General features: G+C 60.1%; 26 protein-coding genes. 17 read left to right on the top strand and 9 right to left on the bottom strand.

What is annotated here, in order from left to right; all coding sequences use genetic code 11:
* Window positions 1–460 precede the first annotated feature (460 nt).
* Window positions 461–730 carry a hypothetical protein gene (locus JHD07_RS04540; RefSeq protein ID WP_080672325.1) on the top strand — a complete coding sequence of 90 codons (270 nt, stop codon included), beginning with the start codon at window positions 461–463 and terminating at the stop codon, window positions 728–730.
* A 463-nt stretch (window positions 731–1,193) separates the two neighbouring features.
* Here JHD07_RS04540 and JHD07_RS04535 read toward each other — a convergent pair whose 3' ends face one another.
* Both JHD07_RS04535 and JHD07_RS04530 read right to left on the bottom strand, forming a co-directional pair.
* Window positions 1,194–1,565, bottom strand: coding sequence for a hypothetical protein (locus tag JHD07_RS04535; RefSeq protein WP_155248720.1), 372 nt, complete (start codon window positions 1,563–1,565; stop codon window positions 1,194–1,196).
* Between the two features lie 139 nt (window positions 1,566–1,704).
* Entirely contained in the window at window positions 1,705–2,157 is a 453-nt protein-coding gene (locus tag JHD07_RS04530) for an Hsp20 family protein (RefSeq protein ID WP_024342340.1), read from the bottom strand.
* A 725-nt stretch (window positions 2,158–2,882) separates the two neighbouring features.
* Here JHD07_RS04530 and rpoH point away from each other — a divergent pair.
* A complete protein-coding gene (gene rpoH / locus JHD07_RS04525; protein WP_029674525.1) occupies window positions 2,883–3,776 on the top strand; it encodes an RNA polymerase sigma factor RpoH in 894 nt (297 codons plus the stop codon).
* 39 nt (window positions 3,777–3,815) lie between these two features.
* Here rpoH and JHD07_RS04520 read toward each other — a convergent pair whose 3' ends face one another.
* Window positions 3,816–4,046: a hypothetical protein gene (locus JHD07_RS04520; RefSeq protein WP_024342338.1), complete on the bottom strand. Its 231-nt coding sequence runs from the start codon at window positions 4,044–4,046 to the stop codon at window positions 3,816–3,818.
* 276 nt (window positions 4,047–4,322) lie between these two features.
* On the opposite strand from JHD07_RS04520, the gene groES reads away from it, so the two are divergent.
* The 6 genes from groES to JHD07_RS04490 all read left to right on the top strand — a co-directional run bounded on the left by groES (window position 4,323) and on the right by JHD07_RS04490 (window position 9,524).
* Window positions 4,323–4,637 carry a co-chaperone GroES gene (gene groES / locus JHD07_RS04515; RefSeq protein ID WP_028139166.1) on the top strand — a complete coding sequence of 105 codons (315 nt, stop codon included), beginning with the start codon at window positions 4,323–4,325 and terminating at the stop codon, window positions 4,635–4,637.
* A gap of 36 nt (window positions 4,638–4,673) precedes the next feature.
* Window positions 4,674–6,296 carry a chaperonin GroEL gene (gene groL, locus JHD07_RS04510; RefSeq protein WP_028139167.1) on the top strand — a complete coding sequence of 541 codons (1,623 nt, stop codon included), beginning with the start codon at window positions 4,674–4,676 and terminating at the stop codon, window positions 6,294–6,296.
* Between the two features lie 188 nt (window positions 6,297–6,484).
* Complete coding sequence (locus JHD07_RS04505) at window positions 6,485–6,814, top strand: hypothetical protein (protein WP_024342335.1); 330 nt, start codon at window positions 6,485–6,487, stop codon at window positions 6,812–6,814.
* Between the two features lie 519 nt (window positions 6,815–7,333).
* Window positions 7,334–7,792 (top strand): Hsp20 family protein, encoded by a 459-nt coding sequence (locus JHD07_RS04500; protein WP_024342333.1) that lies wholly within the window; start codon window positions 7,334–7,336, stop codon window positions 7,790–7,792.
* 174 nt (window positions 7,793–7,966) lie between these two features.
* A complete protein-coding gene (locus JHD07_RS04495) occupies window positions 7,967–8,299 on the top strand; it encodes a hypothetical protein (RefSeq protein WP_024342332.1) in 333 nt (110 codons plus the stop codon).
* A 133-nt stretch (window positions 8,300–8,432) separates the two neighbouring features.
* A complete protein-coding gene (locus JHD07_RS04490) occupies window positions 8,433–9,524 on the top strand; it encodes a trypsin-like peptidase domain-containing protein (protein WP_024342331.1) in 1,092 nt (363 codons plus the stop codon).
* A gap of 135 nt (window positions 9,525–9,659) precedes the next feature.
* Here JHD07_RS04490 and greA read toward each other — a convergent pair whose 3' ends face one another.
* Window positions 9,660–10,139, bottom strand: coding sequence for a transcription elongation factor GreA (greA, locus tag JHD07_RS04485; protein ID WP_024342330.1), 480 nt, complete (start codon window positions 10,137–10,139; stop codon window positions 9,660–9,662).
* 244 nt (window positions 10,140–10,383) lie between these two features.
* Here greA and JHD07_RS04480 point away from each other — a divergent pair, with 244 nt between their 5' ends.
* Window positions 10,384–10,566 carry a hypothetical protein gene (locus tag JHD07_RS04480; protein WP_035698935.1) on the top strand — a complete coding sequence of 61 codons (183 nt, stop codon included), beginning with the start codon at window positions 10,384–10,386 and terminating at the stop codon, window positions 10,564–10,566.
* Between the two features lie 268 nt (window positions 10,567–10,834).
* Here JHD07_RS04480 and JHD07_RS04475 read toward each other — a convergent pair whose 3' ends face one another.
* A complete protein-coding gene (locus tag JHD07_RS04475; RefSeq protein ID WP_024342328.1) occupies window positions 10,835–11,479 on the bottom strand; it encodes a MarC family protein in 645 nt (214 codons plus the stop codon).
* A gap of 298 nt (window positions 11,480–11,777) precedes the next feature.
* On the opposite strand from JHD07_RS04475, the gene JHD07_RS04470 reads away from it, so the two are divergent.
* Together JHD07_RS04470 and JHD07_RS04465 are read left to right on the top strand one after the other, a co-directional pair.
* The gene (locus JHD07_RS04470) at window positions 11,778–13,289 is read left to right on the top strand and encodes an ATPase domain-containing protein (RefSeq protein ID WP_024342327.1); all 1,512 of its coding nucleotides are present in this window, start codon (window positions 11,778–11,780) and stop codon (window positions 13,287–13,289) included.
* Complete coding sequence (locus JHD07_RS04465; RefSeq protein WP_029674520.1) at window positions 13,279–14,967, top strand: ATP-binding protein; 1,689 nt, start codon at window positions 13,279–13,281, stop codon at window positions 14,965–14,967. Before JHD07_RS04470 ends, JHD07_RS04465 begins: the two co-directional genes overlap by 11 nt.
* A 38-nt stretch (window positions 14,968–15,005) precedes the next feature.
* Here JHD07_RS04465 and JHD07_RS04460 read toward each other — a convergent pair whose 3' ends face one another.
* The 3 genes from JHD07_RS04460 to JHD07_RS04450 form a co-directional block, all read right to left on the bottom strand.
* Window positions 15,006–15,200 (bottom strand): hypothetical protein, encoded by a 195-nt coding sequence (locus JHD07_RS04460; protein WP_024342325.1) that lies wholly within the window; start codon window positions 15,198–15,200, stop codon window positions 15,006–15,008.
* 77 nt (window positions 15,201–15,277) lie between these two features.
* Window positions 15,278–15,775, bottom strand: coding sequence for an Hsp20/alpha crystallin family protein (locus tag JHD07_RS04455; protein ID WP_024342324.1), 498 nt, complete (start codon window positions 15,773–15,775; stop codon window positions 15,278–15,280).
* 80 nt (window positions 15,776–15,855) lie between these two features.
* Window positions 15,856–16,311, bottom strand: coding sequence for an Hsp20 family protein (locus JHD07_RS04450; protein ID WP_024342323.1), 456 nt, complete (start codon window positions 16,309–16,311; stop codon window positions 15,856–15,858).
* A gap of 578 nt (window positions 16,312–16,889) precedes the next feature.
* On the opposite strand from JHD07_RS04450, the gene JHD07_RS04445 reads away from it, so the two are divergent.
* The 4 genes from JHD07_RS04445 to JHD07_RS04435 are packed head-to-tail and all read left to right on the top strand — an operon-like array spanning window position 16,890 to window position 19,947.
* A complete protein-coding gene (locus tag JHD07_RS04445; protein ID WP_024342322.1) occupies window positions 16,890–18,014 on the top strand; it encodes a glycosyltransferase family 4 protein in 1,125 nt (374 codons plus the stop codon).
* Window positions 18,015–18,038: 24 nt separating this feature from the next.
* A complete protein-coding gene (locus JHD07_RS04440) occupies window positions 18,039–18,497 on the top strand; it encodes an RNA polymerase sigma factor (RefSeq protein ID WP_024342321.1) in 459 nt (152 codons plus the stop codon).
* 6 nt (window positions 18,498–18,503) lie between these two features.
* Window positions 18,504–18,749: a sigma factor-like helix-turn-helix DNA-binding protein gene (locus JHD07_RS39710; RefSeq protein WP_366863943.1), complete on the top strand. Its 246-nt coding sequence runs from the start codon at window positions 18,504–18,506 to the stop codon at window positions 18,747–18,749.
* Window positions 18,724–19,947 (top strand): hypothetical protein, encoded by a 1,224-nt coding sequence (locus tag JHD07_RS04435; protein WP_024342320.1) that lies wholly within the window; start codon window positions 18,724–18,726, stop codon window positions 19,945–19,947. Before JHD07_RS39710 ends, JHD07_RS04435 begins: the two co-directional genes overlap by 26 nt.
* Before the next feature lie 1,378 nt (window positions 19,948–21,325).
* Here the strand turns inward: JHD07_RS04435 and JHD07_RS04430 are convergent.
* The gene (locus JHD07_RS04430; protein ID WP_196232456.1) at window positions 21,326–21,481 is read right to left on the bottom strand and encodes a hypothetical protein; all 156 of its coding nucleotides are present in this window, start codon (window positions 21,479–21,481) and stop codon (window positions 21,326–21,328) included.
* Between the two features lie 592 nt (window positions 21,482–22,073).
* Between JHD07_RS04430 and JHD07_RS04425 the strand changes: the two genes are divergently transcribed.
* Entirely contained in the window at window positions 22,074–22,250 is a 177-nt protein-coding gene (locus JHD07_RS04425; RefSeq protein WP_024342318.1) for a hypothetical protein, read from the top strand.
* 204 nt (window positions 22,251–22,454) lie between these two features.
* The coding region (locus JHD07_RS04420; protein WP_291619393.1) for a DUF3991 domain-containing protein at window positions 22,455–22,992 on the top strand (538 nt) is incomplete at its 3' end.

The raw sequence follows: 22,992 nt of genomic DNA, 5'->3' as shown, positions 1-22,992 counted from the left end.
CATGAGGCCCGCAATCAGTCAGCGCGTACGTGCCCTGCACGGTCCCGACCAACAGGGCTACCCCGGTAGGTAATTGCGACAGGGCGGAGAGCAATGACCACCAAAAACGCCCCGCACTCCTTTCGCCCAGGCCGTTAGGACCAGGTTCAAATCAGCGATGGAATTTGCGCTGGTCCGGCCATCGTTACGCGAACTCGACTGGGCCTTGACCCGCGCCGGTTATCGCTGATCGCGGCCGATGGGAGCTGACCCGCTCGTCCACGATTTGCGCGTCCGCGGCAAGGGAGCGGTAGCATCTCCGTTGCGCTGATGTCGTACAGACAACCGCACGGCGACGGACGTTTGTCACTTGAACTTGCCCCGGACACTTCTAATTCAGTCTATAGCTGAACAGCGGTTCGGCTAAGAGGACCATGATGAGATTAGTGCGGAGAGCGCGTAGAAGCTTGAGGGAAATGATATGAGAAAGCTTGCTCTTACAATCGTCGCGGCGGCAACGCTCCTCATCGGAACGATGGCGCCGGCTTCGGCCCATTGGCGTCACCATGGTTGGGGCGGCCCGGGTATCACTTCTGGGCTTGCTCTCGGATTGTTCGCGGGAACATTGGCGGCCGCTGCCGCGCCCCCGATCTATTATGGACCGGTCTACGGTCCGCCCTACTACTACGGCCGCCCATATCGGGTAGTCCGCTACTATCCGCCGGTTGATCCCTACTGGTACGCCTGGTGACGAGAAGAAGGCCCGGTTTCCGCCGGGCCTTCTTAGTGCCCGACACGGTGCTTCCGGGAATGAAACTCGATGGCTGGACGAGGTTGGCCTTGGCGAGGTGACCGAGTGTGTTGTTGGGGCGAAGATGCCGAAGGACAGTCTGCGGTCGCTGAGCAGCAATGTTGCGCCCTCGCGCACTCAGCTCGCGCGCCGCTTGTGAGCTCGGGGCGGCTCGATCGGCCAGCCGGTAGATGACGGCGCTCGAGAGATGAGGGCTGGCTGTCCCTCCTGTTGCGATGGCTGGCTCGGACGAGTGGGGTAGTTTTCGAGGTAGATCTGGCCAGCAACCAGCATGATTCCGGCAGATAGGAGCGGAAGGCTTGCTGTTACAATGTCGCTATAGTCGTCCATTTTCTGTCATATCCCTTAAGCGAGAGAAAACGTCTGCCATCTGTGATCGAAGTTTTGCCACAGCAAAGCTCGCCTAGCAGGCGGGCATGCTGGCTCGGTGTCGTCGCGGTGGTTGGGTCTGCTCCGCAGAACCCGAAGGTGTCGCGTTAAATACGGATTGGTCCACGGTCTTACCCTCGCGTTCCCGCATCACCGGCGCGACAAGCCGAAAGGCGATCGCAGAGCCGGGAATGGGGTCTTCACCCGCGCGCCTCACTAGTCCACGGTGGATGAGATCCTTCAGCGCGAGCCTGAACTCCTTCGCGGCTGCGTGCGTTCCGACGCTAACTTCCAGACTCTGCAATGTGATAGCCCTGCCATCGCTGCCGTGGCGCTCGAACGCAGCAAGCAGTTTACGTTTAATCTGCTCAAGATCGATAGGAACTGCTCTTTCCATGGCCTTCACTGTGGCTCTCTGATCAAGTCTCGATCCGGGCCAGCCGGAGTTCCTCCCTAGCGGAGAGACGAAGCGACTATCGGCTGAAATGCGGACAATGCTCCCGTGCGCGGCGCAGGCCGCGCGACGGGAGCGATTCGGCCAAGACTTAAGCCGTCTGCTTGTGCTCGAGCTTCTGATTGTCGTTGCCGGCCTGGATGGGAATCTGGCGCGGCTTTATCGCTTCGGGAACCTCGCGCACCAGCTCGATCTTGAGCATGCCGTCCACGAAGGAAGCGCCCTTCACCTGCACATATTCGGCCAGGTTGAACTGCCGACGGAACGGGCGGGACGAGATACCCTGGTACAGGAACTGATGGGCACCCTTGTCCGCCTTACGGCCTTCGATCGTCAGTACGTTCTGCTCAGCCGTGATCGTCACCTCATCAGGCGAGAAGCCGGCCAGAGCGAGCGAGATCTGATAGTGGTCCTCATCGCTCCGCTCAATGTTGTAGGACGGGTAGTTGTCGCCGGTCCATTGGGCGGAATCTTCGAGAAGATCGAATACGCGGTCGAATCCAACTGTCGATCGCCACAGCGGACTGAAGTCAAAGGTGGTCATAGCCACATCCTCCTTTCGAGCAACATGGTTACGAGCGCACGGACACCGTAGCTGGCGCCCGATCACCGGGTCCTCAGAGGCACCCGGAGCAGCGCATCGCCGCGCGCTGCACTCTTGGAATTAGAACGGGCTTGGCCGGTTTCAAGGCCCTTCGTATCGTGAGCCACCTCGATAAGAGGCTTCGAAGGCGTTGCCGACGGTCCGCGGATGCGCATGCGGTCGCTTGCCACCACCAGCCCATGCCGTATCGGCGACAAAATGGCGGGGATGACCTGATCCCTGAGTATGCGGCTCCGCGCCCGGGTTGAGAGGCCTGGGACAAGCGGATTTGCGCTCCACCTCAATCGAGCAGGTGACCGCGGGCACGATGGCAAGCCCACCGTTTTGGGACCGTCCATTCGTCCGGGGGATGGCGGCGGTTCGACAGGTCGTCCGAATTGACCGAGATTTTCCGACCAATGGGCTAGCCAGAACATGGAACAACCCGTTGGCTTCGCAGTTCTTTCGGCGCCGCCGGCCTGAGTTTCGCTGGGCGCCTTCTGGGCCCAGCTAAGCCGGGCAACGCGGCGGCTCGTACCATCTTGCTCCATGGAGGATTTGGATATGAAAGCCACCGGTCTCTTCACTTCGCGGTCTGCCGGTCTCACTTGCCTCGGTGGGCTCGCGCGGTCGCGCCTTCCCTTCAAACTCAAGAACAGCTCTGGCGCCTGAAGGGAGGGCAAGTCATGTCAATTGCCTCAGCCCTCCCTGCCATCCATTCGGAAGCCGGGTTGTCCCGGTATCTGCAACAGATCCGTAACTTTCCGCTGCTCGATGCGTCGGAAGAAGCGATGTACGCGAGGCGTCTTCGGGATTTTGGCGATCGCGAAGCTGCCTACCGTTTGGTGACGAGCCATCTACGGCTGGCTGCCAAAATCGCGCTGAAGTACCGGCGGTACGGTTTGCCGATTGCCGACCTTATCTCGGAAGCCAATGTCGGATTGATGCTGGCGGTCAAGCGGTTCGACCCTGAAAAGGGATTTCGCCTTGCCACCTATGCCACGTGGTGGATCAAGGCATCCGTGCAGGAATTCGTCCTGCGGTCCTGGTCACTGGTGAAGCTCGGCACGACGGCCGCACAAAAAAAGCTGTTCTTCAACCTTCGAAAGTTGAAGGCGCGTTTGGGTGCTCCGGAGGACGGCGAGCTTTCGGCGGAACAGATCAAACAGATCTCTGAGCACCTTCAGGTCAAGGAAGCCGACGTCGTCGAGATGAATGGGCGGATCCGTGGCGACATGACGCTGAACGTTCAGCTCAGTGACGAAGAAGGCGAACAATGGCAGGACAGGCTCGCCGATTCGTCGCCTGATCCTGAAACCCTGCTCGTGGAGACCGGAGACCGTGAACAGCGCAAGGCCGCACTCTCGGAAGCCTTAAGCGCGCTTTCGCCGCGAGAACGCACCATCGTCGAAGCGCGCTACATGGCAGAAGAGCAAAGAACACTGGACGATCTTGCTGCCAGGTTCGGGATCTCTCGCGAGCGAGTTCGCCAGATCGAGCAGCGTGCCTTGAAGCGTATCAAGGCGATGATCTGCGCTCGTCTCCCCGATCTTCAGACTGCATCAGCAGGGGCATACTAGGAGGATCACACAACCGCTGACCGGCTGCCGATCGATAGATCAGCAGCCGGTGCAGATGTCAGGCACAATGGCTTCCGCTGAGAATTCACGGTCCTTGCGGGCATCGGCCCTTGTTCTTGCGAGCTTGCCAGGCGGCTGTGAGCTTTGATTGCTCACGATTTGCTTAACGGCGGCGCCCGAGCCTCGCAACGCTCGCAGCGATTCCGCTTCCTTCGCCTGCAGCGAAACCATCATGCCGAGTAAAGCAGCGAATACCATCAAGGTCCGCATCTCTGATCACCCTCCTTTCGACGATGCTCCATGTGCTGCGTTGCTCCGCGGCCGAGCAACATCTCGGTTTGATGATCTAAGTTTTCAACTGCGCGGCGAGCGATTCCGAGGCCGATGAAGCTTCGAGCCGCGGGCGCTATCGATGAGCAGATTTGGGGCAGAAAATTTGCTCACTTCCACTTGAAAGTAGAACCCTCGCTCCTAGGTGGATTTTCGCCGGGGGCCGCTATGGACCCGGTTCTGTGGACATCGCTGACCTAGCCAAGGAGGATGTGCATGCATTTCCGTCCCTTGCACGATCGCGTGCTCGTGCGACGTCTCGACGCCGAAGAGAAGACCGCCGGCGGCATCATCATTCCAGACACCGCGAAGGAGAAGCCGCAACAGGGCGAGATTGTCGCCACCGGGCCCGGCGCACGCAACGAACAGGGCCAGCTCGTTCAACTCGACGTCAAGCCAGGCGACCGTGTCCTGTTCGGAAAGTGGTCTGGCACCGAAGTCAAGATCAACGGCGAGGAATTCCTGATCATGAAGGAAAGCGACCTTCTGGGTGTCATCGAGAAAACAGACACGGTCAAGAAGGCAGCGTAGCGCGCTGACAGTCATAGCGGAAAGGAGACTCAAGAAATGGCTGCCAAGGACGTGAAATTTGCAACTGAGGCCCGAGAGCGCATGCTGCGGGGCGTCGATACACTGGCAAACGCGGTGAAGGTCACACTCGGTCCGAAAGGACGCAACGTCGTCATCGAAAAATCGTTTGGTGCGCCGCGCATCACCAAAGATGGCGTGACCGTCGCCAAAGAGATCGAACTGGAAGACAAGTTCGAGAACATGGGCGCACAGATGGTGCGCGAAGTCGCGTCGAAGACGAATGATCTTGCGGGCGACGGCACCACCACGGCTACCGTGCTCGCTCAGGCCATCTTCAAAGAAGGCACAAAATCAGTCGCCGCCGGCATGAATCCCATGGACCTGAAGCGTGGCATCGATCTGGCTGTCGACGCTGTCGTGTCCGATCTGAAATCACACGCCAAGAAAATCACCTCCAACGATGAGATCGCCCAGGTGGGCACAATCTCCGCCAACGGCGACACCGAAATCGGCCGCTTCCTCGCCGACGCCATGAACAAGGTCGGCAGTGAGGGCGTGATAACCGTCGAGGAGGCCAAGAGCCTGCATACGGAGCTCGAAGTGGTCGAGGGTATGCAGTTCGACCGCGGCTACATCTCGCCATATTTCGTCACGAATCCCGAGAAGATGCGCGTCGAACTCGAGGATCCCTACGTCTTGATTCACGAGAAGAAGCTGTCCGGCTTGCAGACTATGCTGCCGCTTCTGGAGCAGGTCGTTCAGTCCGGTCAGCCGCTCCTGATCATCGCGGAGGATATCGAAGGCGAAGCGCTTGCGACATTAGTCGTCAACAGGCTACGAGGCGGACTGAAGGTCGCGGCCGTCAAGGCGCCGGGCTTCGGCGACCGTCGCAAGGCCATGCTGGAGGACATCGCGATCCTGACCGGCGGCAATGTTATCAGCGAGGACCTCGGCATCAAGCTGGAAAAGGTCACAGTGAAGATGCTTGGCCGGGCCAAGAAAGTGGTCATCGACAAGGACAACACCACCATTGTCGGCGGCGCGGGCGCCAAGAAAGATATCGAGGCGCGCGCCCAGCAAATCAGGCTTCAGATCGAGGAAACCACCTCCGACTATGATCGCGAAAAACTGCAGGAGCGGCTGGCGAAACTTGCCGGAGGCGTTGCGGTGATCCGCGTGGGCGGTGCGACGGAGGTTGAAGTCAAGGAGCGCAAGGAGCGGGTCGACGACGCGATGCACGCGACTCGCGCGGCGGTGGAGGAAGGCATTCTTCCCGGCGGCGGCGTTGCCCTTCTGCGTTCGCTCAAAGCGCTCGAGGCCATCAAGACCGCGAACGCGGACCAGAAGGCCGGTATCGAGATCGTTCGCCGCGCCATCCAGGTGCCGACTCGGCAGATCGTGCAGAACGCCGGCGAGGATGGCTCACTGATTGTCGGCAAGCTTCTGGAGCACCAGAACTATAACTGGGGCTTCAACGCGGCGACCGGCGAGTACGAGGACCTGGTGAAAGCCGGTGTGATCGATCCCGCCAAGGTCGTCCGCACCGCCTTGCAGGACGCCGCGTCCGTGGCTTCGCTGCTGATCACCACCGAGGCGCTCGTGGCCGAGAAGCCGAAGAAGGCAGAACCTGCTCCGGCAGCTCCCGCCATGGACTTCTAAACGTTAGAGTCCGGCCGAGGACGGCCGGGCTCTGCCGATACGAGGAGAGAATCAAAGAGGAGTCTCGCATGAACAGGTCTGATCATCGTCGGCTCAGGATGAAACAGGACGCGACCCATTGGTTCATGTTTTCCCTGAGCTTTCTCACTCTCGCCTGGGTCTGTTGTCGAACGATTGGAGGAGTATAGATGAGCCATCATCATACGTTCTCCGCCCGAACGGAGACCAAACACAACCTGCTGCGACACCTGCCGGCGCTCGCGATTGGCAGCGCAATTTCCATGACCGCCTTTGGTGCCTACGGCATGGACAGCCCGCGCGGAGCCGAGACGACGCAGAGTGCTTTCACCGGCCTGCCACTGCCGCCGATCCCTTATCTTGATACAATGCCGTGGATGAAATGGCAGCCTGAGGCAGCAAAGATGAAGATCGACATTTTGCTGCCGCCGGCCACTGCGCCGATGGGAATCTGGCCGCAGCCGACACCCCGTCCGGCCGGAGTGGCGGCAACAAGCTGAACGTCAGGGAGCGACCCTCCGGCCGCTCCCGCTGCAATGCATCAAGAGCGAGCGACGATCATGTCCGGACTAAATTCGGCGAGGCATTCCGCCCGCGGAGGGTCCGACGCAGCCTCAAGCACAGCTATCGCGCCTGGCGTCCGCGACTTTCTCATCCGGGGCAGCCAGAAGGTGATCGGTCACTACGAGCGCCTTCTTAAGACCGCGACGAGTGAGGAAGAGCGCCAGCTTTATCAATCCCGAATTGAGCGAGAGCGGCGAGCGATAGACGATCTACGCCAGGGCGCGCTCCTGGATCGCTTCGCCGCGTAGTGGCTAAGCAGCTTCTGTCAGAAAAAGTACGTATCGCCTCTTGAACTCACGCGTGTCGGTTCTAGTTCGATTCTCGACCGCGACTGCGGTGTGTCGAGCGCCAGGCCGGGCTCGGCACGAGGCGCTGGACTGGGCGTCTTCGACTCCAGCCGAAACTCCCGTCCTGCCTTAGCTTCGTATCCATATTGCTCTTTGGAGGACTTGGCTATGAGGACACCTGATTTTACGCCACTTTGGCGCAACACCGTCGGCTTCGACCATCTGGCTGACCTTGTCGACGGCATGTCGCGCCAGCCGACCGAGGACAACTATCCTCCGTACAATATCGAGCGGTCCGGTGAAGATCACTATCGAATCACGCTGGCCGTGGCCGGCTTTGGCGTCGACGACGTCTCCGTGACGGCCGAGCAGAATGCTCTCACGATCGAAGGCAAGAAGTCCGATGGTGCTGCACGCGAGTATCTGTACCAGGGTATCCCGGCGCGACCGTTCCGGAGGGTCTTCAGCCTCGCCGACTACGTGCAGGTGAAGCAGGCGATCTTCCAGGATGGCCTCTTGATCGTGGATCTCGTTCGAGAGATTCCGGAAGCCATGAGACCACGCAAGATCCAGATCGGAAGCGGAGAGGCCTCTTCTTCTCAAATTGAACAGAAGAAGGCAGCGTAGAATGGCCCGACACGGATGCTGAGTTGTGACCTTGAGCTAAGTCACACTTTCTCGGAGTGATCTCGCGGCAGACGTGATTGCGCACGAATACGAAACGCGGGTGGCGACGCATGCCGCGCCGCCGCTCATAACGCAAGCACCATCCCTTTAGAAAGGAGTGATAGGGAGGCACTCATGACGAACGTCAACATTGGCGGTGGCATGCATCCATTCTTCCACCCCGCCGCTCACTACAGTTCGCCGGTGGAAGTCCTGAATGACAAGGATCTCTCGATCCCTGAGAAGCGAATCATCCTGTCTTCATGGGCGTCCGACATGTACGCGGTCGAGTCCTGCCCCGATTTGCGGGAGATACCCGGCACCGGCAATTCGGTACGGTTGAGCGACATACTAGCAGCGTTGCGCCAGCTCGATGGCGGCGGCGATGACGATCCGCCCCGTGGCGGCGGCGTTCCCATGCGGTTGCGGCGGCCTTGGGCCGCCGCCGCGCGGTGGAGGTCACTGTGATAGTAACGGAAGCCGTTTTGGGCATCGTTCTGCTGGGCCACGCCGCAGCGGCTTGGGCAATTCCGATTATCGCATTGCAACGAGCGATTCTGCCTCCACTTGGTCCTTTCACGAGCATGCAACGGTGATCGAAATGTCAACTGGGCGAGTGATATTGGCGAGGCTTCTTATTTTGGCCTTATCCGCATCTCCGGCTGCGGCCCAGGTACCGGACCTGAAGACGGGCAGCTCTATTCCAACGTTGGCCCCAGTGGTTCGGCAGGTGACGCCGGCCGTGGTCAACATTTCCGTGCACGGTCGTGTGCGCGAGGACAATCCGCTTTATCGCGATCCTTTCTTCCGCGAATTTTTCGACATTCCCAAGCAGGTCGAGAAGGAGGTCAATTCGACGGGTTCGGGAGTCATCGTCGATGCGAACCGCGGCTATGTGTTGACCAACAATCATGTTGTACAGGGCGCGTCTTTGGTTCAGATTACGACCAAGGACGGCCTCCAGCTTCCTGCCAAAGTAGTCGGACGCGATCCTCCTACCGACGTCGCTGTACTGCAGATCCAGAACCCTGTCGGCCTTCAAGGGCTTCCCTTCGGCGACAGTGACGCGCTTGAAGTGGGAGATTTCGTGCTTGCCATTGGCAATCCCTTTGGTCTCGGCCAGACGGTCACCTCCGGCCTCGTGAGTGCGCTGGGTCGCACAGGCTTGAGTAAAGAAGGTTACGAGGACTTCATCCAGACCGATGCTGCGATCAATCCGGGCAATTCCGGCGGCGCATTGGTCAATCTTCGTGGCGAGTTGGTCGGCATCAACTCGGCTATCATTTCACCTGGTGGCGGCAACGTCGGAATTGGCTTCGCCATTCCCGCAAACATGGCGCGGCTGGTCATGGACCAGATTGTAGACAAGGGACGCGTCGAGCGCGGACGCATCGGCGTCTCACTGCGCGACCTCCAACCATCGACCAATAAAGGTCGCCATGAAGGTGCGGTCATCGCGGAGGTGTCGCCGGATTCTCCCGCTGAGAAGGCCGGCTTGCGGAAAGGTGACATCGTCATTATGGCGGACGGTCGTCCGATCCGCACGGCCTCGCAACTTCGTAATAGGATCGGTCTTGCGCGTGTCGGCCAGGACGTGAAGCTTACGCTAGTGCGCGGCGAATCCACGAATTCGGTGATCGTCAGAGTCGCCCCGGCAGCGGAAACGAGTAGCGCGTCTACTCGCTTGCGCTAGGTGCAGGACCGCAAGGCTCACGGCAGTACAAAGCAGCTGAGCGAGATGCGCTCAGGCGGAGCAGCGCGTTTTAATCCCCAACCCCGCGAGAGCTTCCTCCCCAACCAGCGACCAAACGAGAAGGTTCTGTGGCCCCTATGGCAGCCACGTGACGTCCTCAATCCTGTAACTCTTATCTCCTCCGGGCGTCTCTACAGCCACGAGCGCGCCCTTCGACTTGCCAATCAATGCCCGCGCGATCGGTGAACTCACCGAAATCTTGCCTCTGGCAGGATCGGCTTCCGGCTCGCCAACAATCTGGCAAGTTCGTTTCTCGCCCGTATCCTGATCCCTGAGCGTGACCGTCGCGCCGAACTTGATGTTTTCGCCGGAGAGCTTGGATACATCGATGATTTCTGCACGCGCAAGCCTGGCCTCCAGCTCGACTATGCGAGCCTCGTTAAGGCCTTGCTCGGTCAGCGCCGCCTGGTATTCAGAGTTCTCGATGAGATTGGGATCGTCGGTGATCGCTTGCTGAATGCGCTCGGCAAGTTGCGGCCGCTTGGTCCTGATGCGGTCGTTTAGTTCGGCCTGAAGAGCGGCGTAGCCCGCCGCAGTCATAGGTAGGCTTGGCATGGAATTAGCTGGCTTCTTCGGACGGCACTGAGCCGAGGCCGGTCCCGGGTTGGGAAACTGCCCTGAACCATCGTTGTTCCAGAGCACCACACCTTCGGAGCCGATGTACCGAGGCCGCACCCGAGGAACTGGTCGTCCGATCGAGAGTTTAGCGGGTATTCAGAGTGGATGACGGCGCGCTCGCCAGTCGAGCGCTCAGCGTCTACTTGGTTGTATCGCGACAACGAAGAATAGGTGCCGAGCAATGTACCAGCATCCCGAACTCACGCCGCCGATGACGAGTATTGCAATGCTTCTGACGCAAAAGCAGCACCTGATCAGCCGCCTAGAGGAGGATCCTGGCCCAAGGGAGCGCGAGCAGATCGAGCGTATTCTTGAAAAGATTGATGCCGAGCTGGACGCAGTTGATAGCCCTGATCGGCTGTGAGCACTGTGGCATGACGTCCATGTCGACGCGTTCCTATTCTGACCTGGGCAGTGCCGCTCAAGAGGACGCGGCATACCTCGAATCGTTGATCCGGCAGGATTTCGAGCGATGTCATCCCGGAGAGACTCTTGACGATCTCAAACGCCGGGCAGCCTTTTCGAAAGAGGCCAGAGGATTGCTTCGAGACTGGATGGCGGTCGCGGCAAAGCGCGCCGCGGATGAGCGGTCCAGGAGAACTCAGTTCAACTCGGCGGCCTAGCTTACTAGCTTAGATGGTTCGGTTCACCAGGCCGGGCAACTCGCTTTTTATTACGGTCATGATAAAATTCACGGCGATCGCCGCAATGATGAGCGCCATCACGCGTGTCATAACGTTGATGCCGGTTCGTCCCAGGAAGCGCTCAATCGCAGCAGCCATCCACAATGTCAGGCCGATCAGTACTGTGGCGAGGACGGCCGCCGATGCCAAGAATGCCTTTCCAAGCCATCCGGGATTGTCGTTCGACAGAGTGATCATGATGCTCAGTTCGGCCGGTCCCACAAGCAAAGGAAACGCAAAAGGCGTGATGGCAAGACCATGTATGTCGACCTCGCTAAATTTCGTTTCGTCAGCGCGAGGAATGAACTTTCCATATTGAGCTTGAAACATTTCGAACGCGATCACCAAGACGAGCAGCCCGCCCGCAATACGGAAATCATTGAGGCCCACATTAAAAAACGCCAGGATTTCCTTGCCGAACATTGCAGAGCCAACAAAGAAGATGGCTACCGTTGTACAGGCCAAAACGATTATCCGATGAGTCTTCAGCGAACCGGCTCGCCCCGTCATCGCCAAAAAGACCGGGATGGCGCCGACCGGGTTCGTCAGCGCGTAGAGGAGGATCGTGGTGCCGACAAACTGATTCCAAGCCACAGTCTTCAGGTTTTCCTTTGTTCTGCCCCGCCGAGCGGCTGTTCTGCTCAACCGTCTTTGCGGGGAGCCGGGTAATGCCAACTTCCGATCCGGGTTCTAGCCCGCTGCAGCTCCAGCCGCTTGACAGAACACCGGAAATTCGTACGAAATTAGACATTAGGAAGATGTTTGCAGCCACGGTGCCTGCTCAAGGGCCTTGGCCCTGTCTTCGCGAAATCAAGATTATCACACCCGAACCATGGCGGTCAGGCGGAGCAAAGTCTGCTTGCCGTCATGCGCGTGGCCAATCGGAAGACAAATGAACATTCCTGAACGCAGCATCAAAACCCAAGCGATCTCCACCGGTATCGGCGGCTTTGACGGCATCCTCGATGGCGGATACGCGTCGCACCGCGTGCATTTGATCGAGGGCCAGCCGGGAACCGGAAAGACAACGCTCGCGCTGCAGTTTCTCCTCGACGGCGCATCCAAGGGCGAGCGCTGCCTCTACATCACCCTGTCCGAGAGCAAGGACGAGCTACGGCAAGTGGCCGAAACCCACGGCTGGAATCTTGATGGGATCGAGATCTTCGAACTCGTCCCGGCTGAACTCAGCCTCGACCCCAAGCAGCAGCAGACGGTCGTTTACGCGTCCGACCTCGAGCTCGGGGAAACCACGAAGATGACCTTCGACGAGGTCAAGCGGGTCGCGCCGGCGCGAGTGGTTTTTGACAGCCTCTCCGAAATCCGGCTCCTGGCGCAGAACCCGCTGCGCTACCGTCGGCAGGTCATCGCCCTGAAGCATTTCTTTGCCCAGGAGGGCTGCACCGCGCTGCTTCTGGACGACTTGACCGACGAGGCCGACGATCTCAATCTGCACAGCCTCGCCCACGGCGTCATCCGGCTCGAACATAATGCGCTGCAATACGGCGCCGAACGCCGCAGGCTGCGCATTTTCAAGATGCGTGGCCGCAGCTTCCGGGGCGGCTTTCATGACTTCGTCATTCGCAAGGGCGGCCTGGTGCTGTTTCCACGACTGATCGCGTCCGAGCATGTGGATGGCGCGCCGGAGGCCGAGCCGCTTCTGAGCGGCATCGGCGAGTTGGACCAGTTGCTCGGGCGCGGCCTCGACCGCGGCACCAGCACCCTGTTCATGGGGCCGTCCGGATCCGGAAAATCGTCAATCGCGATGCAGTTCGTCACGGCGGCGCTTGGCCAACGCGAACGCGCTCTCTTCGTGACATTCGACGAGACCAAGGCGATCCTGATGAAGCGCTCGGCCGGCATGGGCTGGCATTTGGATCAGCCGATCGCATCAGGACAGCTCCTGCTCGAGCAGGTCGACCCCGCCGAACTGTCGCCGGGAGAGCTCACGGGAATGGTGCGCCGACGCGTCGAGACCGACAATGTAAGGGTTGTGGTCCTGGACAGCTTGAGCGGCTATCAGAATGCCATGCCCGCGGAGCAGTTCATGCTGCTGCTGATGCATGAAATGCTGACCTATCTAAATCACCGCGGAGTCGTGACGATCTTGACGCTTGCCCAGCACGGGCTGGTCGGTTCGATGCAATCCAGTGTCGATCTCACCTATCTTAGCGACACGGTCCTGCTGTTGCGCTTCTTTGAGGCGGCCGGAAAGATCCGTCGCGCGATCTCGGTCCTGAAGAAGCGCACCGGACGCCACGAGGACGAAATCCGAGAGTACCGGCTCGATAACCGCGGCATCCGCGTGGGTCCTCCTTTGGCGGAGTTCCAAGGGGTCTTATCGGGTTCTCCCGTCTATACAGGCCAGCACGGCGCGCTCCTTGCGACGGGGAGCAATGGACAATAATAGTGCAAGCCCGGATGGGCCGGTGCTCGTATTGGCGCCATTCGGTCGTGATGCCCGCGTCGTCTGCTCCGCACTGCGTGACGTCGGCATCCGCGCGTTGCAGCAATCGAGCCTTTCGGAGTTGGTGGGCAATCTGAATGATGCCGCCGCGGCGGTTATTGCCGAGGAAGCGCTAGTTCACGATCATCGTGGCGCATTGGCTCAATGGATCGCCAATCAGCCACCTTGGTCGGATTTTCCCTTCGTATTGCTGACGCTAAGGACGGGCCAAAATGGTGCGGCTCTCACGGAGCTGATTGAGCTGCTTGGTCACGTTACAGTCCTCGAGCGACCATTGGCCGCGACCTCTCTCAGGAGCGCAGTATTGGCAGCCGCGCGTGGCCGAGGGCGCCAGCGGCAGGCCGAAAAGTACCTCGGGGAGTTGAAGCAGATGGCTGAAACGCTGGAGCGGCGCGTGGAAGAGCGGACCGCCCAGCTCTCCGAAGCGAACAAGCGGTTGAGAGAGGAGATGGTGGAACGAGAGCGAACCGAAGTGGCGCTCCGCCAGGCACAGAAAATGGAGGCAGTGGGGCAACTCACCGGTGGCATTGCTCACGATTTCAACAATCTTCTGATGGCTATCATTGGGAATCTCGAGCTGATCGCCCGGCGGGTCGAGGACGAGCGCATTCAACGATATGTCCGCAATGCGATGCACGGCGCGCAGCGCGGCGCCAAGCTGGTCGGACAGTTGCTGACATTCTCCCGCAAACAGCGTCTCGCGCCGGAGCCCGTCGACGTCAACCAGCTGGTGGACACAGTCGCAGAGATGCTGTCCAGAACCCTTGGAGCCTCCATACGGGTCGACGTCGTCACGCAAAAGGATCTTTGGCCTGCACTGGTTGATGCGACTCAACTTGAGCTGATGTTGCTCAATCTTGCGATTAATGCGCGAGACGCAATGCCGGAGGGTGGCCTTCTTACGATCGAGACAAGCGTCCTCCATGCTGTCCCGGAAGATCTGCGAGCCGACCTCAAGCCAGGTGAATATGTCTCGATTGCAGTCAAGGACACTGGCACTGGAATGCCTCCGAATGTTTTGGCACGAGCCTTCGATCCGTTCTTCACCACCAAGGAACCTGGAAAGGGAACTGGACTTGGATTGTCCCAGGTCTACGGGTTTGCCCGCCAGTCCGGCGGGACTGCCAAAATCGAAAGCGAGCTTGGTCGAGGAACGGTGGTGCGAATCCTCTTGCCACGATCAACCGACGTTGTGGTCGGAGGCGACGACCGCCGACTAGATACCCCACCCCGGGGGGAAAGAGAGCACATCCTTGTCGTGGACGACAATGCCGGCGTGCTCGAAACGACCCGGAGCATGCTTGACGATCTTGGTTACCAGGCTATCGCGGCTGGCAATTTGGACGCCGCGTTGGCGACCCTCTCAGATCAAGCCATCGATTTGGCCATCGTCGATCTCGCAATGCCTGGCGTCTCGGGACTGGACGTGGGACTCGAGCTTCAACGAAGGCAGCCCAGCCTTCCAGTGGTGTACTGCAGCGGGTACCCAGATCTCATCGAAGAGACCGGTAAGCGCATCAACGGCAGCATGCTACTAAGCAAGCCGTTCTCCTCGCGGGAGCTCTCCGCCAAACTGGAAGGGATGCTGCGCGCAAAGACCAGCCAACACTCCGCTTGAGACGGCCGTAGCGATCCAAAATCTCGTTCCATTCGGCTTCAGTCGATACCGGTCCGCACGATTGCGCGTGCCAACTCCAGCTCGCTGATCGCCTGCCGCAATGACCTGCGGGCCGCGCTCTTGTCGCCGTTCGCGCAAGCCACTTTAAGTTTCTTAATGTGCTGGACCGCGGTCTCAGCGTGCGCGACGACATCCGCAGCGCCTGCAAAACTGCCTTTCCGCTTTGTGTCCATGGCGGGCACACATCCCCGTCATTTTTGCTGTTTCAAAAGCAAAACGGGAGCGGAGACCCGCTCCCGTCGATCTGCACTCATTTGGAATTGATCGCAATCCGCTTGACCTTCGATTCAGCTTGCGGCAGCTTTGGCATGGTGACCGTCAGCACCCCGTTCTTGAACGCGGCAGAGATCTTGTCCTGATCCACGTCGTCGACCGGAATGCGCCGTTCAAACCGGCCATAGTAGCGCTCGCTGAACTTTCGATCCTTGTCTTCCGTTTCGGTTTTCTTCTCTCCCTTGATCGCGAGAACGCCGTTGACGAGTTCGACCTGGACGTCTTTCTCCTCGAGGCCCGGCAACTCTGCCGTGACCTTGACGTCCTTGTCGCTCTCATTGACCTCGATGCTCGGCCAATTCATCGACTGCTCGAAGAAGCTGCTGCCGAATGGCGCGACATCGAAGCCGCGGAAGACATCGTCGAACAGCCTGTTCATTTCCCGATGCAGGGTAAGAACCGGATTGTAGTTTTCGGAGCGACGGGTGGTCAGATCACGACCACGGCTCCAGGGGATCAGATCAGTGATAGCCATAGCGTTTCTCCTTTCGTTGTTTCCAAAGGCTCGCGACGCGGTGGGGCCATGCCGCGAACTCCGACTGCGAGCAGGCGGCGCTAGGCCGCTTGCTTGTTCTCAACTTGCTGGTGGTCGCCACCTGCGCTGATCGCAATCTGGCGGGGTTTCATGGCTTCCGGAATCTCCCGCACCAGATCGATCTTGAGCATGCCATTCTCGAACGAGGCGCCCTTCACCTGCACGTACTCGGCGAGATTGAAGACGCGCCGGAACGGTCGTGAAGAGATGCCTTGATAGAGATACTGGTGGCCGCCCTTCTCGGCCTTGCGACCTTCAATGGTCAGCAAGTTCTGCTCGGCCGTGATGGAGACCTCGTCCGGCGTGAAGCCCGCAAGCGCCAGCGAGATTTGGTAGTGATCCTCGCCGACACGTTCGATGTCATAGGGGGGATAGTTGTCCCCGCCGGTCCATCGGCCGGAGTCCTCGAGAAGGTCGAACACACGATCGAAACCAACGGTCGATCGCCATAGGGGAGCAAGATCAAGCGTGTTCATAGCCATATCCTCCATTGAGCAACATGGTTCTGGGCGCTTCGGACACCTGCCGGGCGCCCGCTAACCGGGCCCTGCGTTAGGCGCCCGGTGATGCCGCGCGATGGCTCGCGCTTTCACCCACCAAGTTAGAAGTGACCTCAATCGTTTCAAGTCCTGCCGGCATCTTGCGAAAACGGCGATGCCGCACCCATGTTTTTCGGCGAGAGTGGCCGAGGCGAAGATTGTTTCCTATCATCCTGCTGCGCCTCCGCCGCCTCTCCAGTCGTACTTGGCCGAAGAGAGAGACCATGGCAGCAGTCCTCGACGATGTCATCGAAACGGCGCTTCTGGAATCCTTTCCGGCGAGTGATCCGCCGTGCTTTGCCGCGCTCGGCGTCAACATCGGCTCTCCCGACAGGTCCGGCACTTGGCGAGCACGACCAGGGGACCGCTCCACGGCCGCGCCGCCGGAACGACGGGCTCCTTCCGAGGTTCATGGCGCCGCCAAGCGCCGCCAAGCGTCGGCTCAGCCGTCTGGCAAAGCCGGCCGACCTGATGCTTGAAAAGAAATTTACCCGACGGGATGCACGGAGGACCGAATGAAGATCGCGCAGATTGCTCCGCTATTCGAGAGCGTGCCGCCCCGGCTTTATGGCGGGACCGAACGGGTCGTGCACTACCTGACGGAGGAGCTGGTCAGCCAAGGACACAAGGTCACTCTGTTCGCGAGCGGGGACTCCATCACATCCGCCGAACTCGTCCCCTGCACGAAGCAGGCCCTCCGGCTCGATGCGGATGTCAGAAATTCGATTCCGCACCAGATGCTGCTGCTGGACAAGGTCCGCGAGCGCGCCGAGGAGTTCGACGTGCTTCACTTCCACGTCGACTACTTGCACTTCCCACTGTTCCGAACCCAGGCCGGACGGACCTTAACGACCCTGCATGGACGCCAAGACCTGCCCGATCACATGCCGTTCTACGCCCATTTCCCCGAGATGCCCCTGGTCTCGATTTCCAACTCGCAACGCGCGCCGCTGCCGCGGGCCAATTTCGTTGCAACCGTCTACCACGGACTGCCGCTCGATCTGCACAAACCAACTCTCCAGGCGGCCGGTGGCTATCTAGCTTTCCTCGGACGAATTTCGCCGGAGAAGCGACCTGACCGCGCCATGGCGATTGCGCGAGCAGCAGGACTGCCGTTGAAAATTGCCGCGAAGGTCGACAGTGCCGACGAGGCCTACTTCCGCGACACCATTGCGCCGCTGCTCGACGGTCCAGGGGTGGAATTCATCGGCGAGATCAACGAGAGCGAAAAGACCGAATTTCTGGGCAACGCGGCAGCACTGCTGTTTCCGATCGATTGGCCGGAACCCTTTGGTCTCGTCATGATCGAGGCCATGGCATGCGGCACGCCGGTCCTGGCCTTCCGCGGAGGATCGGTCGCCGAGATCGTCGAGAACGGGATCACCGGACGCATCGTCGAAAGCGTCGAAGAGGCCGTGCAGGCCATGCCGTCTCTTCTGGCGCTGGACCGCAAGGCGGTGCGCGCCCGTTTCGAGGAGCGCTTCTCCGCCACCCGTATGGCTGCCGAATACGTCAAGCTTTACCGGAAGCAGCTGCGAAAGCGCCCTGCACCCGAGCGTCACCTGCAGAGCCTCGCGGGACATTCGATCGCACGATTGCATGCTCAGGCGGAAACTGGGTTTCAAAACGAAGCCAATTGAGGAGGCCCAATACGGGACATAACCATGACGCCCATCGATGTCTCGGACGCCAGTATATCCGGCCCTGCGTCTGGTACGTTGGAAAACAGCACGGCATGGGCGCGTTGCCTGGACGGCGATCGGGACGCCTTCCAGGTTTTGATCAGCGCTCACCTGGACGAGCTGTTCGCTGCCGCTGAGCGGGACATCCGATATCAGGTTGCCCTCGGCGATCTGCGCGACGGCGATCTGTCTGCGGAGGAACTCGTTGGCGAGACCCTGCTGCGGGCATGGCGAGACCGCCGAACCCGTCCGCAAGCCCTCGGTCTTCGTGCATGGCTGCTCGGGCTCCAGTTCCGCGTGCTGATGCGCATCGTCCGGCAGGAGCAACTGCTGCGGCGTCTCGTTTCGGTTTCGTTGGAGGCGCGTGCGCCGGAGCCGCCGATCTACGACGATGACGAAGGCTTCTACGAATGGTTTCAACCAGACGAGGTGGTGCGGTAGGAGGACATTCTGTGTGCTGAGTCCGATCTGGAGCCCGCCGCGGGAGTATTCGACCAAAATATTCCGGGTCTATCCCCCATTGCTCGCCAGGTGCTGGTAATGCGTCATGTCCACCGCCTCAGCTTTACCGAAATTGCAGTTGGTTTGCGAATTTCGCGGGAAAGCCTGTCGCAGCTCTGGCGAGAGGGGCAAGCCCGCTTGGCTGAACTGATGAGGAGGACTGCAAATGAAGGCTCTCAGCCTCGCCATTGACGCGCATCACGCTCTCACTCCCGAGTTGCGGGACCGGATCGTTCAGAACGTTCGCGCGCGGATGCAAGAGCACTCCTATCGCTTGCTCTCTCCCGAGCATTTCCGCGCTCTCGCTGCGCTCGACACGGCGGGCGCGCCAGTCGTCAGCCTCTATCTACAGCTGACCCCGGAACGGCGCGTCGGGCGCGCCTGGCAGTCGGCCCTGTCGGCCCTCAGCCACAGGATCTCTCAGACGTCTGATCAGGCCGCTCGGGCCAGCGTCAATGCCGACATCGAGGATATCCAGGGCGCGCTGGATCACCAATTGCCCGAGCTCGGTCGTGGCGCTGCATTCTTCGCTTGCCGCGAACGCGGGATCTGGCGGCAGATCACGCTGCCGATTCCGCTGCCGGACAGTATCCACATCGGCCCCCGGCCCTACCTGCGACCTCTGTTGCGCACCTGGGGCGGCAGCGACCGAATGCTACTTGCGGTCCTTTCGCGGGAGCAGAGCCGCTTTTTCGTCAGCCATCTCGGCACCATCGAAGAGATCTACCGCGTCAAGGGGCAGCGCATTCGGGGCATGCTGACGGATCGCGTCCCGCGCGACCGCCGCGATGCGCTGGCGATCCAACTCATGAAGGACGAAGCAAAGGCCTTGGCTTCGATGGCGGAGATCATAGGCCGGGAGTTCGAAACGTCTCATATTTTGCTCTGTGCGCCTCCCGACATGAGCGCGGCGTTCCGCGATCATCTGTCCAAGGATTCCCTTTCCCGCCTTGCGGCGTTCGAGGCCAGCGTACATGCGTCGTCCGCCGAAATCGGTGCTGTGGCCGCCGCGATACAAGATCAGCTCAAAGCCCGAGAGGAGCGCGAGCTTGTCGACCGGTTGCGCGAAGCGAATCCAGGGGCGGTCTCAACGGGAACGCAGGAGACGTTAGACTGTCTGAGCGAGGGACGAGTTCTCACCTTGGTCGTCGATGACAGCTACGCTTCTGCTGGCTCGCAATGCGGTCACTGCGGGAGTTTGTTCGAAGACGCACAGCTTTCCAAGTGTCCTGTTTGCGGCGAGGCCTCTCTCGAGGCGGTCGATGATCTCTTTGAGGCGGCGCTCCAGCAGGCGCTTGAGCGCAGAGCGCAGGTCCACTTCGTCCGCGATCCGACGTGCCGTTCAGCTCTTTGCGAGAAATCGCCGCTGCAAGCCTTGTTGCGATACTAAAGAGGCGGGCCGCGGGTCGCCTTCTTCCGCGACATCGGTTCTCGAAAAGCGGCCTCGGCCCCGCAGCTGCATTGGCATGCAAAATTGCAAGCGATAGGCAAGTCCGGTCCCGGATCGGTCTCGACCACTTGCGTCCGAAGGAGCGACAACCAGATATTTGGTGCGCGCTCGACCCAATCGCAGGCTGCCCCGGGCCGCCACGAAGGCGCCAAGGCGGTAAAGGCCGTGCCGTCCCCGACTGCCTGCGATCGGGCCGAAAATCGTCCGGCTGAAAGGGTTTCACACCTCGCCAAGGCTGTGACAGCGATTCTACCGGGCAAGCTCGTTGCAAATACTGGAATGTCGCGGGCCCAGAGTATCTCGGCCAAAGGATAGGACAAATCCACCGTGTACTAAGATGCCCAGAATCGCTGCATCCAGACGCCTCCGATGAGCCAGAGCTAAGGCGTTCGATATGGCATCGACAGGGCCAATTATCGCGGCTCCGCGAGCTGGCAGTTCCGCAAACATGCTGGCGATGAATTCTGCCGCCCTTCAGCGGCAGCCCGTACTTACCCGATCTTCCACCCCCCAGCCTTCAATGCACTCGACTACGGAAGCTGGACCCCGCCGATAGATCGTACTCTCAGACCGCCTTTCGGTTAGCCAACTCTAAGTGGCGCACGGCGAGCAACGATGGTTAGTTCTTTGAGGTGCGTCATCTCATGGCTAGCAACTTCGGCGAGCCTCTCTGCGACGTATCTGCGTGTGCTATGATCTCCACCATGAACCAGGCCACTGCACCTCTGCTCCAGAATGGCGTCCAGTCTCGCTCGGATATTCCCGCGAAGGCGCGAGGTCAAAAACTTGCACGGATGGCCCGTCGGCTCTGCGAGCTTTTCTATCGGGCGCGGCAGGCCAAGCTAACTGACAACATGACAATGATCTTTCAGCCAGTATGGGCGAATTGGGCGTAAGCGTGGGGAATGGGGATCGCCACCGTCCATCGCACCCTGCAGGAGCTGAGAGCAACCGAAAGCGCTGACTTCCGCGAAGGCGACCTCGTTATAAGGGATTGGGCCACTCTCGTAAAATCGGAGAGTCCCATCCTACACCTTCATGCCAGAGATCGTCTTGACCTTTCCTCGTGACAAGCAGTTTGTGGCAGCTTTTCATCCGCGCGGGTTAACTTTCCGTCCCCCAGCGGGTCCAGTGGGCGGGGACGCGGTTGCGCTCGGCTTCTGCTACCCGCAATTAGTCCTCGCCGCGTAGATCGCCGGAGGCTAGATCTTGCTCGCGACGAGGTCGCCATACGGGTCTTCGGGTCTCTTATAGCTGTTCCACAGGCGTCCTCATGAACGGTAGAAGGATCAGCTGCAGGCACTATCCCACAGCGTATTTACTGTTTGGTCTCCGGGTGAAGATCGGCCTTCCTTGCGAGCAGCTGTGCGATCAGCTCGGCTATGCCATCCAGTGTGGTTCGGTCAGTGACGCGGGACTGGATCGCCTTGTAATGCTCGATTTTCTTGTCCAGTTCGTTGCACTTCTCACACATCGTCGACCGCCGGGGGGTACCTCCAGGGCAATTAACAAATGATCAGTGCGTTCCAGAACGGAAATAGGATAATTCCAAATCCAACTTAGGCCGACGCGAAGATGGTGACCGTCAACCGTTGCGACGGGAACACGGTTGGGAGCAGCCGGGGGAGAAAGTATTCGGCTGGGCGGGTGGCCCATCGTCGCTGCCCGCGATCCAGCTGAGAGGATTACCATCAAGGTCGCTAGTCACACAAGCTGCGGTCCAAGGGGATCTATGATGTAGAACCATGGCCATCCTGAAGCACGCCGACGAGGTCGCGCCCGGCCGAGAAGCCCCGAAGCTAGCGGCGGCAAGCGGTGGGTGCCGTGGCTATCCGCGCGACCAAATATGCGCCTCTTGGCACACCCGACTTCCGGTGAAGGACCAACCTCACTCTCGAATGGGCTTCCTTGGTTCTGGTGCGGCCTTCCACGATCAACCCGCAAGGGGTTCGCTACGCAAGCGTGCGACCTCTTCGGCTTCGCCTCTCGACGTGACCGCGGCCGCCCCCGAACACGTCGGCGCCTGTCGAGCGGGGATGGTCCCCGCCGCAAGACGGGAGCCTTCAATGTCGCACAATCTCACTCTCGCCCAGAACCACGCCTTCGATCTGGCCCGCACGCTCATGGTGCCGGTCATTCTGTTCCAGGCTGACAACGAATTCGGCGTGATGGTCTCCAGCGAGTACGACGGCGATCAGGACGCCGTCGTTCACGAATACGACCCCTGGTGCCCGGCTCATTGAGCCGGGCGACCGGCTGCCGCTGGCGCCATGCCGGCTGCAAGGGAAGCTTCGCCGCGCCCGATGACGCGGCGACTAACGGTTGGTCAGCGCGCCCTTGCATTCGGCAGGCTTCGCGGCCGGTCGGGGATGCTCCGCAAGGCTGGGAGCAAGAGAGATCAACAGAAGAAAGGGGCGGACTCGCTTGCGCGAGACCGGTGCAGATAAATGGACAAGAGAGAAATCGAAGAGCTGCGCCAAAAGGTCGGCTGCGCGGCCCTGCTCGAGAAAGACGGCTGGAAGGTCGACGTCAGGGAAAGCACCCGACGCGCGATCAAGTATCGGCGTGACAGCAACATCATCATCGTTATCCACGAAGGCCGCGGCTGGTTCGATCCGTTGTCTCCGGCGAAGGGGGACGTGTTTTCGCTCGCCGAACATCTGGGCGCCGATGGTTTCGTCGAAGCATATGACTGTGTTGCGGATATGGTTGGTTTCTGTCCCAGCGCCCCAGCGTGGCAGCGGCCGGCAAGGCCGAAGGGGCCGAGATCCGTTACTGAGCGGTGGCAACATCGCTTTAAGCCGCGCCCGGGCTCGCCAGCCTGGCGCTATCTCACGGACGAGCGCGGGCTGCCGGCGGAGATCGTGAAGCAGGTGATCGCCTTCGATCGGTTGCGAGAAGGCCCCCGAGGCAGCATATGGGCCGCCCATTGTCGCGCGCCATGGAAAACTGCCCCCTCAGCGTCACAAGGGATTGCCCCCTCCT

Origin of the sequence: Bradyrhizobium sp. (assembly GCF_016462955.1) — a bacterium.
GTDB lineage: Bacteria > Pseudomonadota > Alphaproteobacteria > Rhizobiales > Xanthobacteraceae > Bradyrhizobium.
The sequence above is the reverse complement of the archived record's forward strand: the minus strand, read 5'-3'. Positions and strand labels throughout refer to the sequence as shown.

Excerpts from the sequence above, each read along its gene's own strand:
- JHD07_RS04440 (WP_024342321.1), top strand. The coding sequence starts at position 18,039 with ATGACGCCCATCGATGTCTCGGACGCCAGTATATCCGGCCCTGCGTCT.
- JHD07_RS04430 (WP_196232456.1), bottom strand. The coding sequence starts at position 21,481 with ATGTGTGAGAAGTGCAACGAACTGGACAAGAAAATCGAGCATTACAAG.
- JHD07_RS04450 (WP_024342323.1), bottom strand. The coding sequence starts at position 16,311 with ATGAACACGCTTGATCTTGCTCCCCTATGGCGATCGACCGTTGGTTTC.
- JHD07_RS04490 (WP_024342331.1), top strand. The coding sequence starts at position 8,433 with ATGTCAACTGGGCGAGTGATATTGGCGAGGCTTCTTATTTTGGCCTTA.
- JHD07_RS04425 (WP_024342318.1), top strand. The coding sequence starts at position 22,074 with ATGTCGCACAATCTCACTCTCGCCCAGAACCACGCCTTCGATCTGGCC.
- JHD07_RS04505 (WP_024342335.1), top strand. The coding sequence starts at position 6,485 with ATGAGCCATCATCATACGTTCTCCGCCCGAACGGAGACCAAACACAAC.
- greA (WP_024342330.1), bottom strand. The coding sequence starts at position 10,139 with ATGCCAAGCCTACCTATGACTGCGGCGGGCTACGCCGCTCTTCAGGCC.
- JHD07_RS04540 (WP_080672325.1), top strand. The coding sequence starts at position 461 with ATGAGAAAGCTTGCTCTTACAATCGTCGCGGCGGCAACGCTCCTCATC.
- groES (WP_028139166.1), top strand. The coding sequence starts at position 4,323 with ATGCATTTCCGTCCCTTGCACGATCGCGTGCTCGTGCGACGTCTCGAC.
- JHD07_RS04530 (WP_024342340.1), bottom strand. The coding sequence starts at position 2,157 with ATGACCACCTTTGACTTCAGTCCGCTGTGGCGATCGACAGTTGGATTC.
- JHD07_RS04460 (WP_024342325.1), bottom strand. The coding sequence starts at position 15,200 with ATGGACACAAAGCGGAAAGGCAGTTTTGCAGGCGCTGCGGATGTCGTC.
- groL (WP_028139167.1), top strand. The coding sequence starts at position 4,674 with ATGGCTGCCAAGGACGTGAAATTTGCAACTGAGGCCCGAGAGCGCATG.
- JHD07_RS04495 (WP_024342332.1), top strand. The coding sequence starts at position 7,967 with ATGACGAACGTCAACATTGGCGGTGGCATGCATCCATTCTTCCACCCC.
- JHD07_RS04470 (WP_024342327.1), top strand. The coding sequence starts at position 11,778 with ATGAACATTCCTGAACGCAGCATCAAAACCCAAGCGATCTCCACCGGT.
- JHD07_RS04435 (WP_024342320.1), top strand. The coding sequence starts at position 18,724 with ATGAAGGCTCTCAGCCTCGCCATTGACGCGCATCACGCTCTCACTCCC.
- JHD07_RS04455 (WP_024342324.1), bottom strand. The coding sequence starts at position 15,775 with ATGGCTATCACTGATCTGATCCCCTGGAGCCGTGGTCGTGATCTGACC.
- JHD07_RS04480 (WP_035698935.1), top strand. The coding sequence starts at position 10,384 with ATGTACCAGCATCCCGAACTCACGCCGCCGATGACGAGTATTGCAATG.
- rpoH (WP_029674525.1), top strand. The coding sequence starts at position 2,883 with ATGTCAATTGCCTCAGCCCTCCCTGCCATCCATTCGGAAGCCGGGTTG.
- JHD07_RS04520 (WP_024342338.1), bottom strand. The coding sequence starts at position 4,046 with ATGCGGACCTTGATGGTATTCGCTGCTTTACTCGGCATGATGGTTTCG.
- JHD07_RS04500 (WP_024342333.1), top strand. The coding sequence starts at position 7,334 with ATGAGGACACCTGATTTTACGCCACTTTGGCGCAACACCGTCGGCTTC.
- JHD07_RS04445 (WP_024342322.1), top strand. The coding sequence starts at position 16,890 with ATGAAGATCGCGCAGATTGCTCCGCTATTCGAGAGCGTGCCGCCCCGG.
- JHD07_RS04465 (WP_029674520.1), top strand. The coding sequence starts at position 13,279 with ATGGACAATAATAGTGCAAGCCCGGATGGGCCGGTGCTCGTATTGGCG.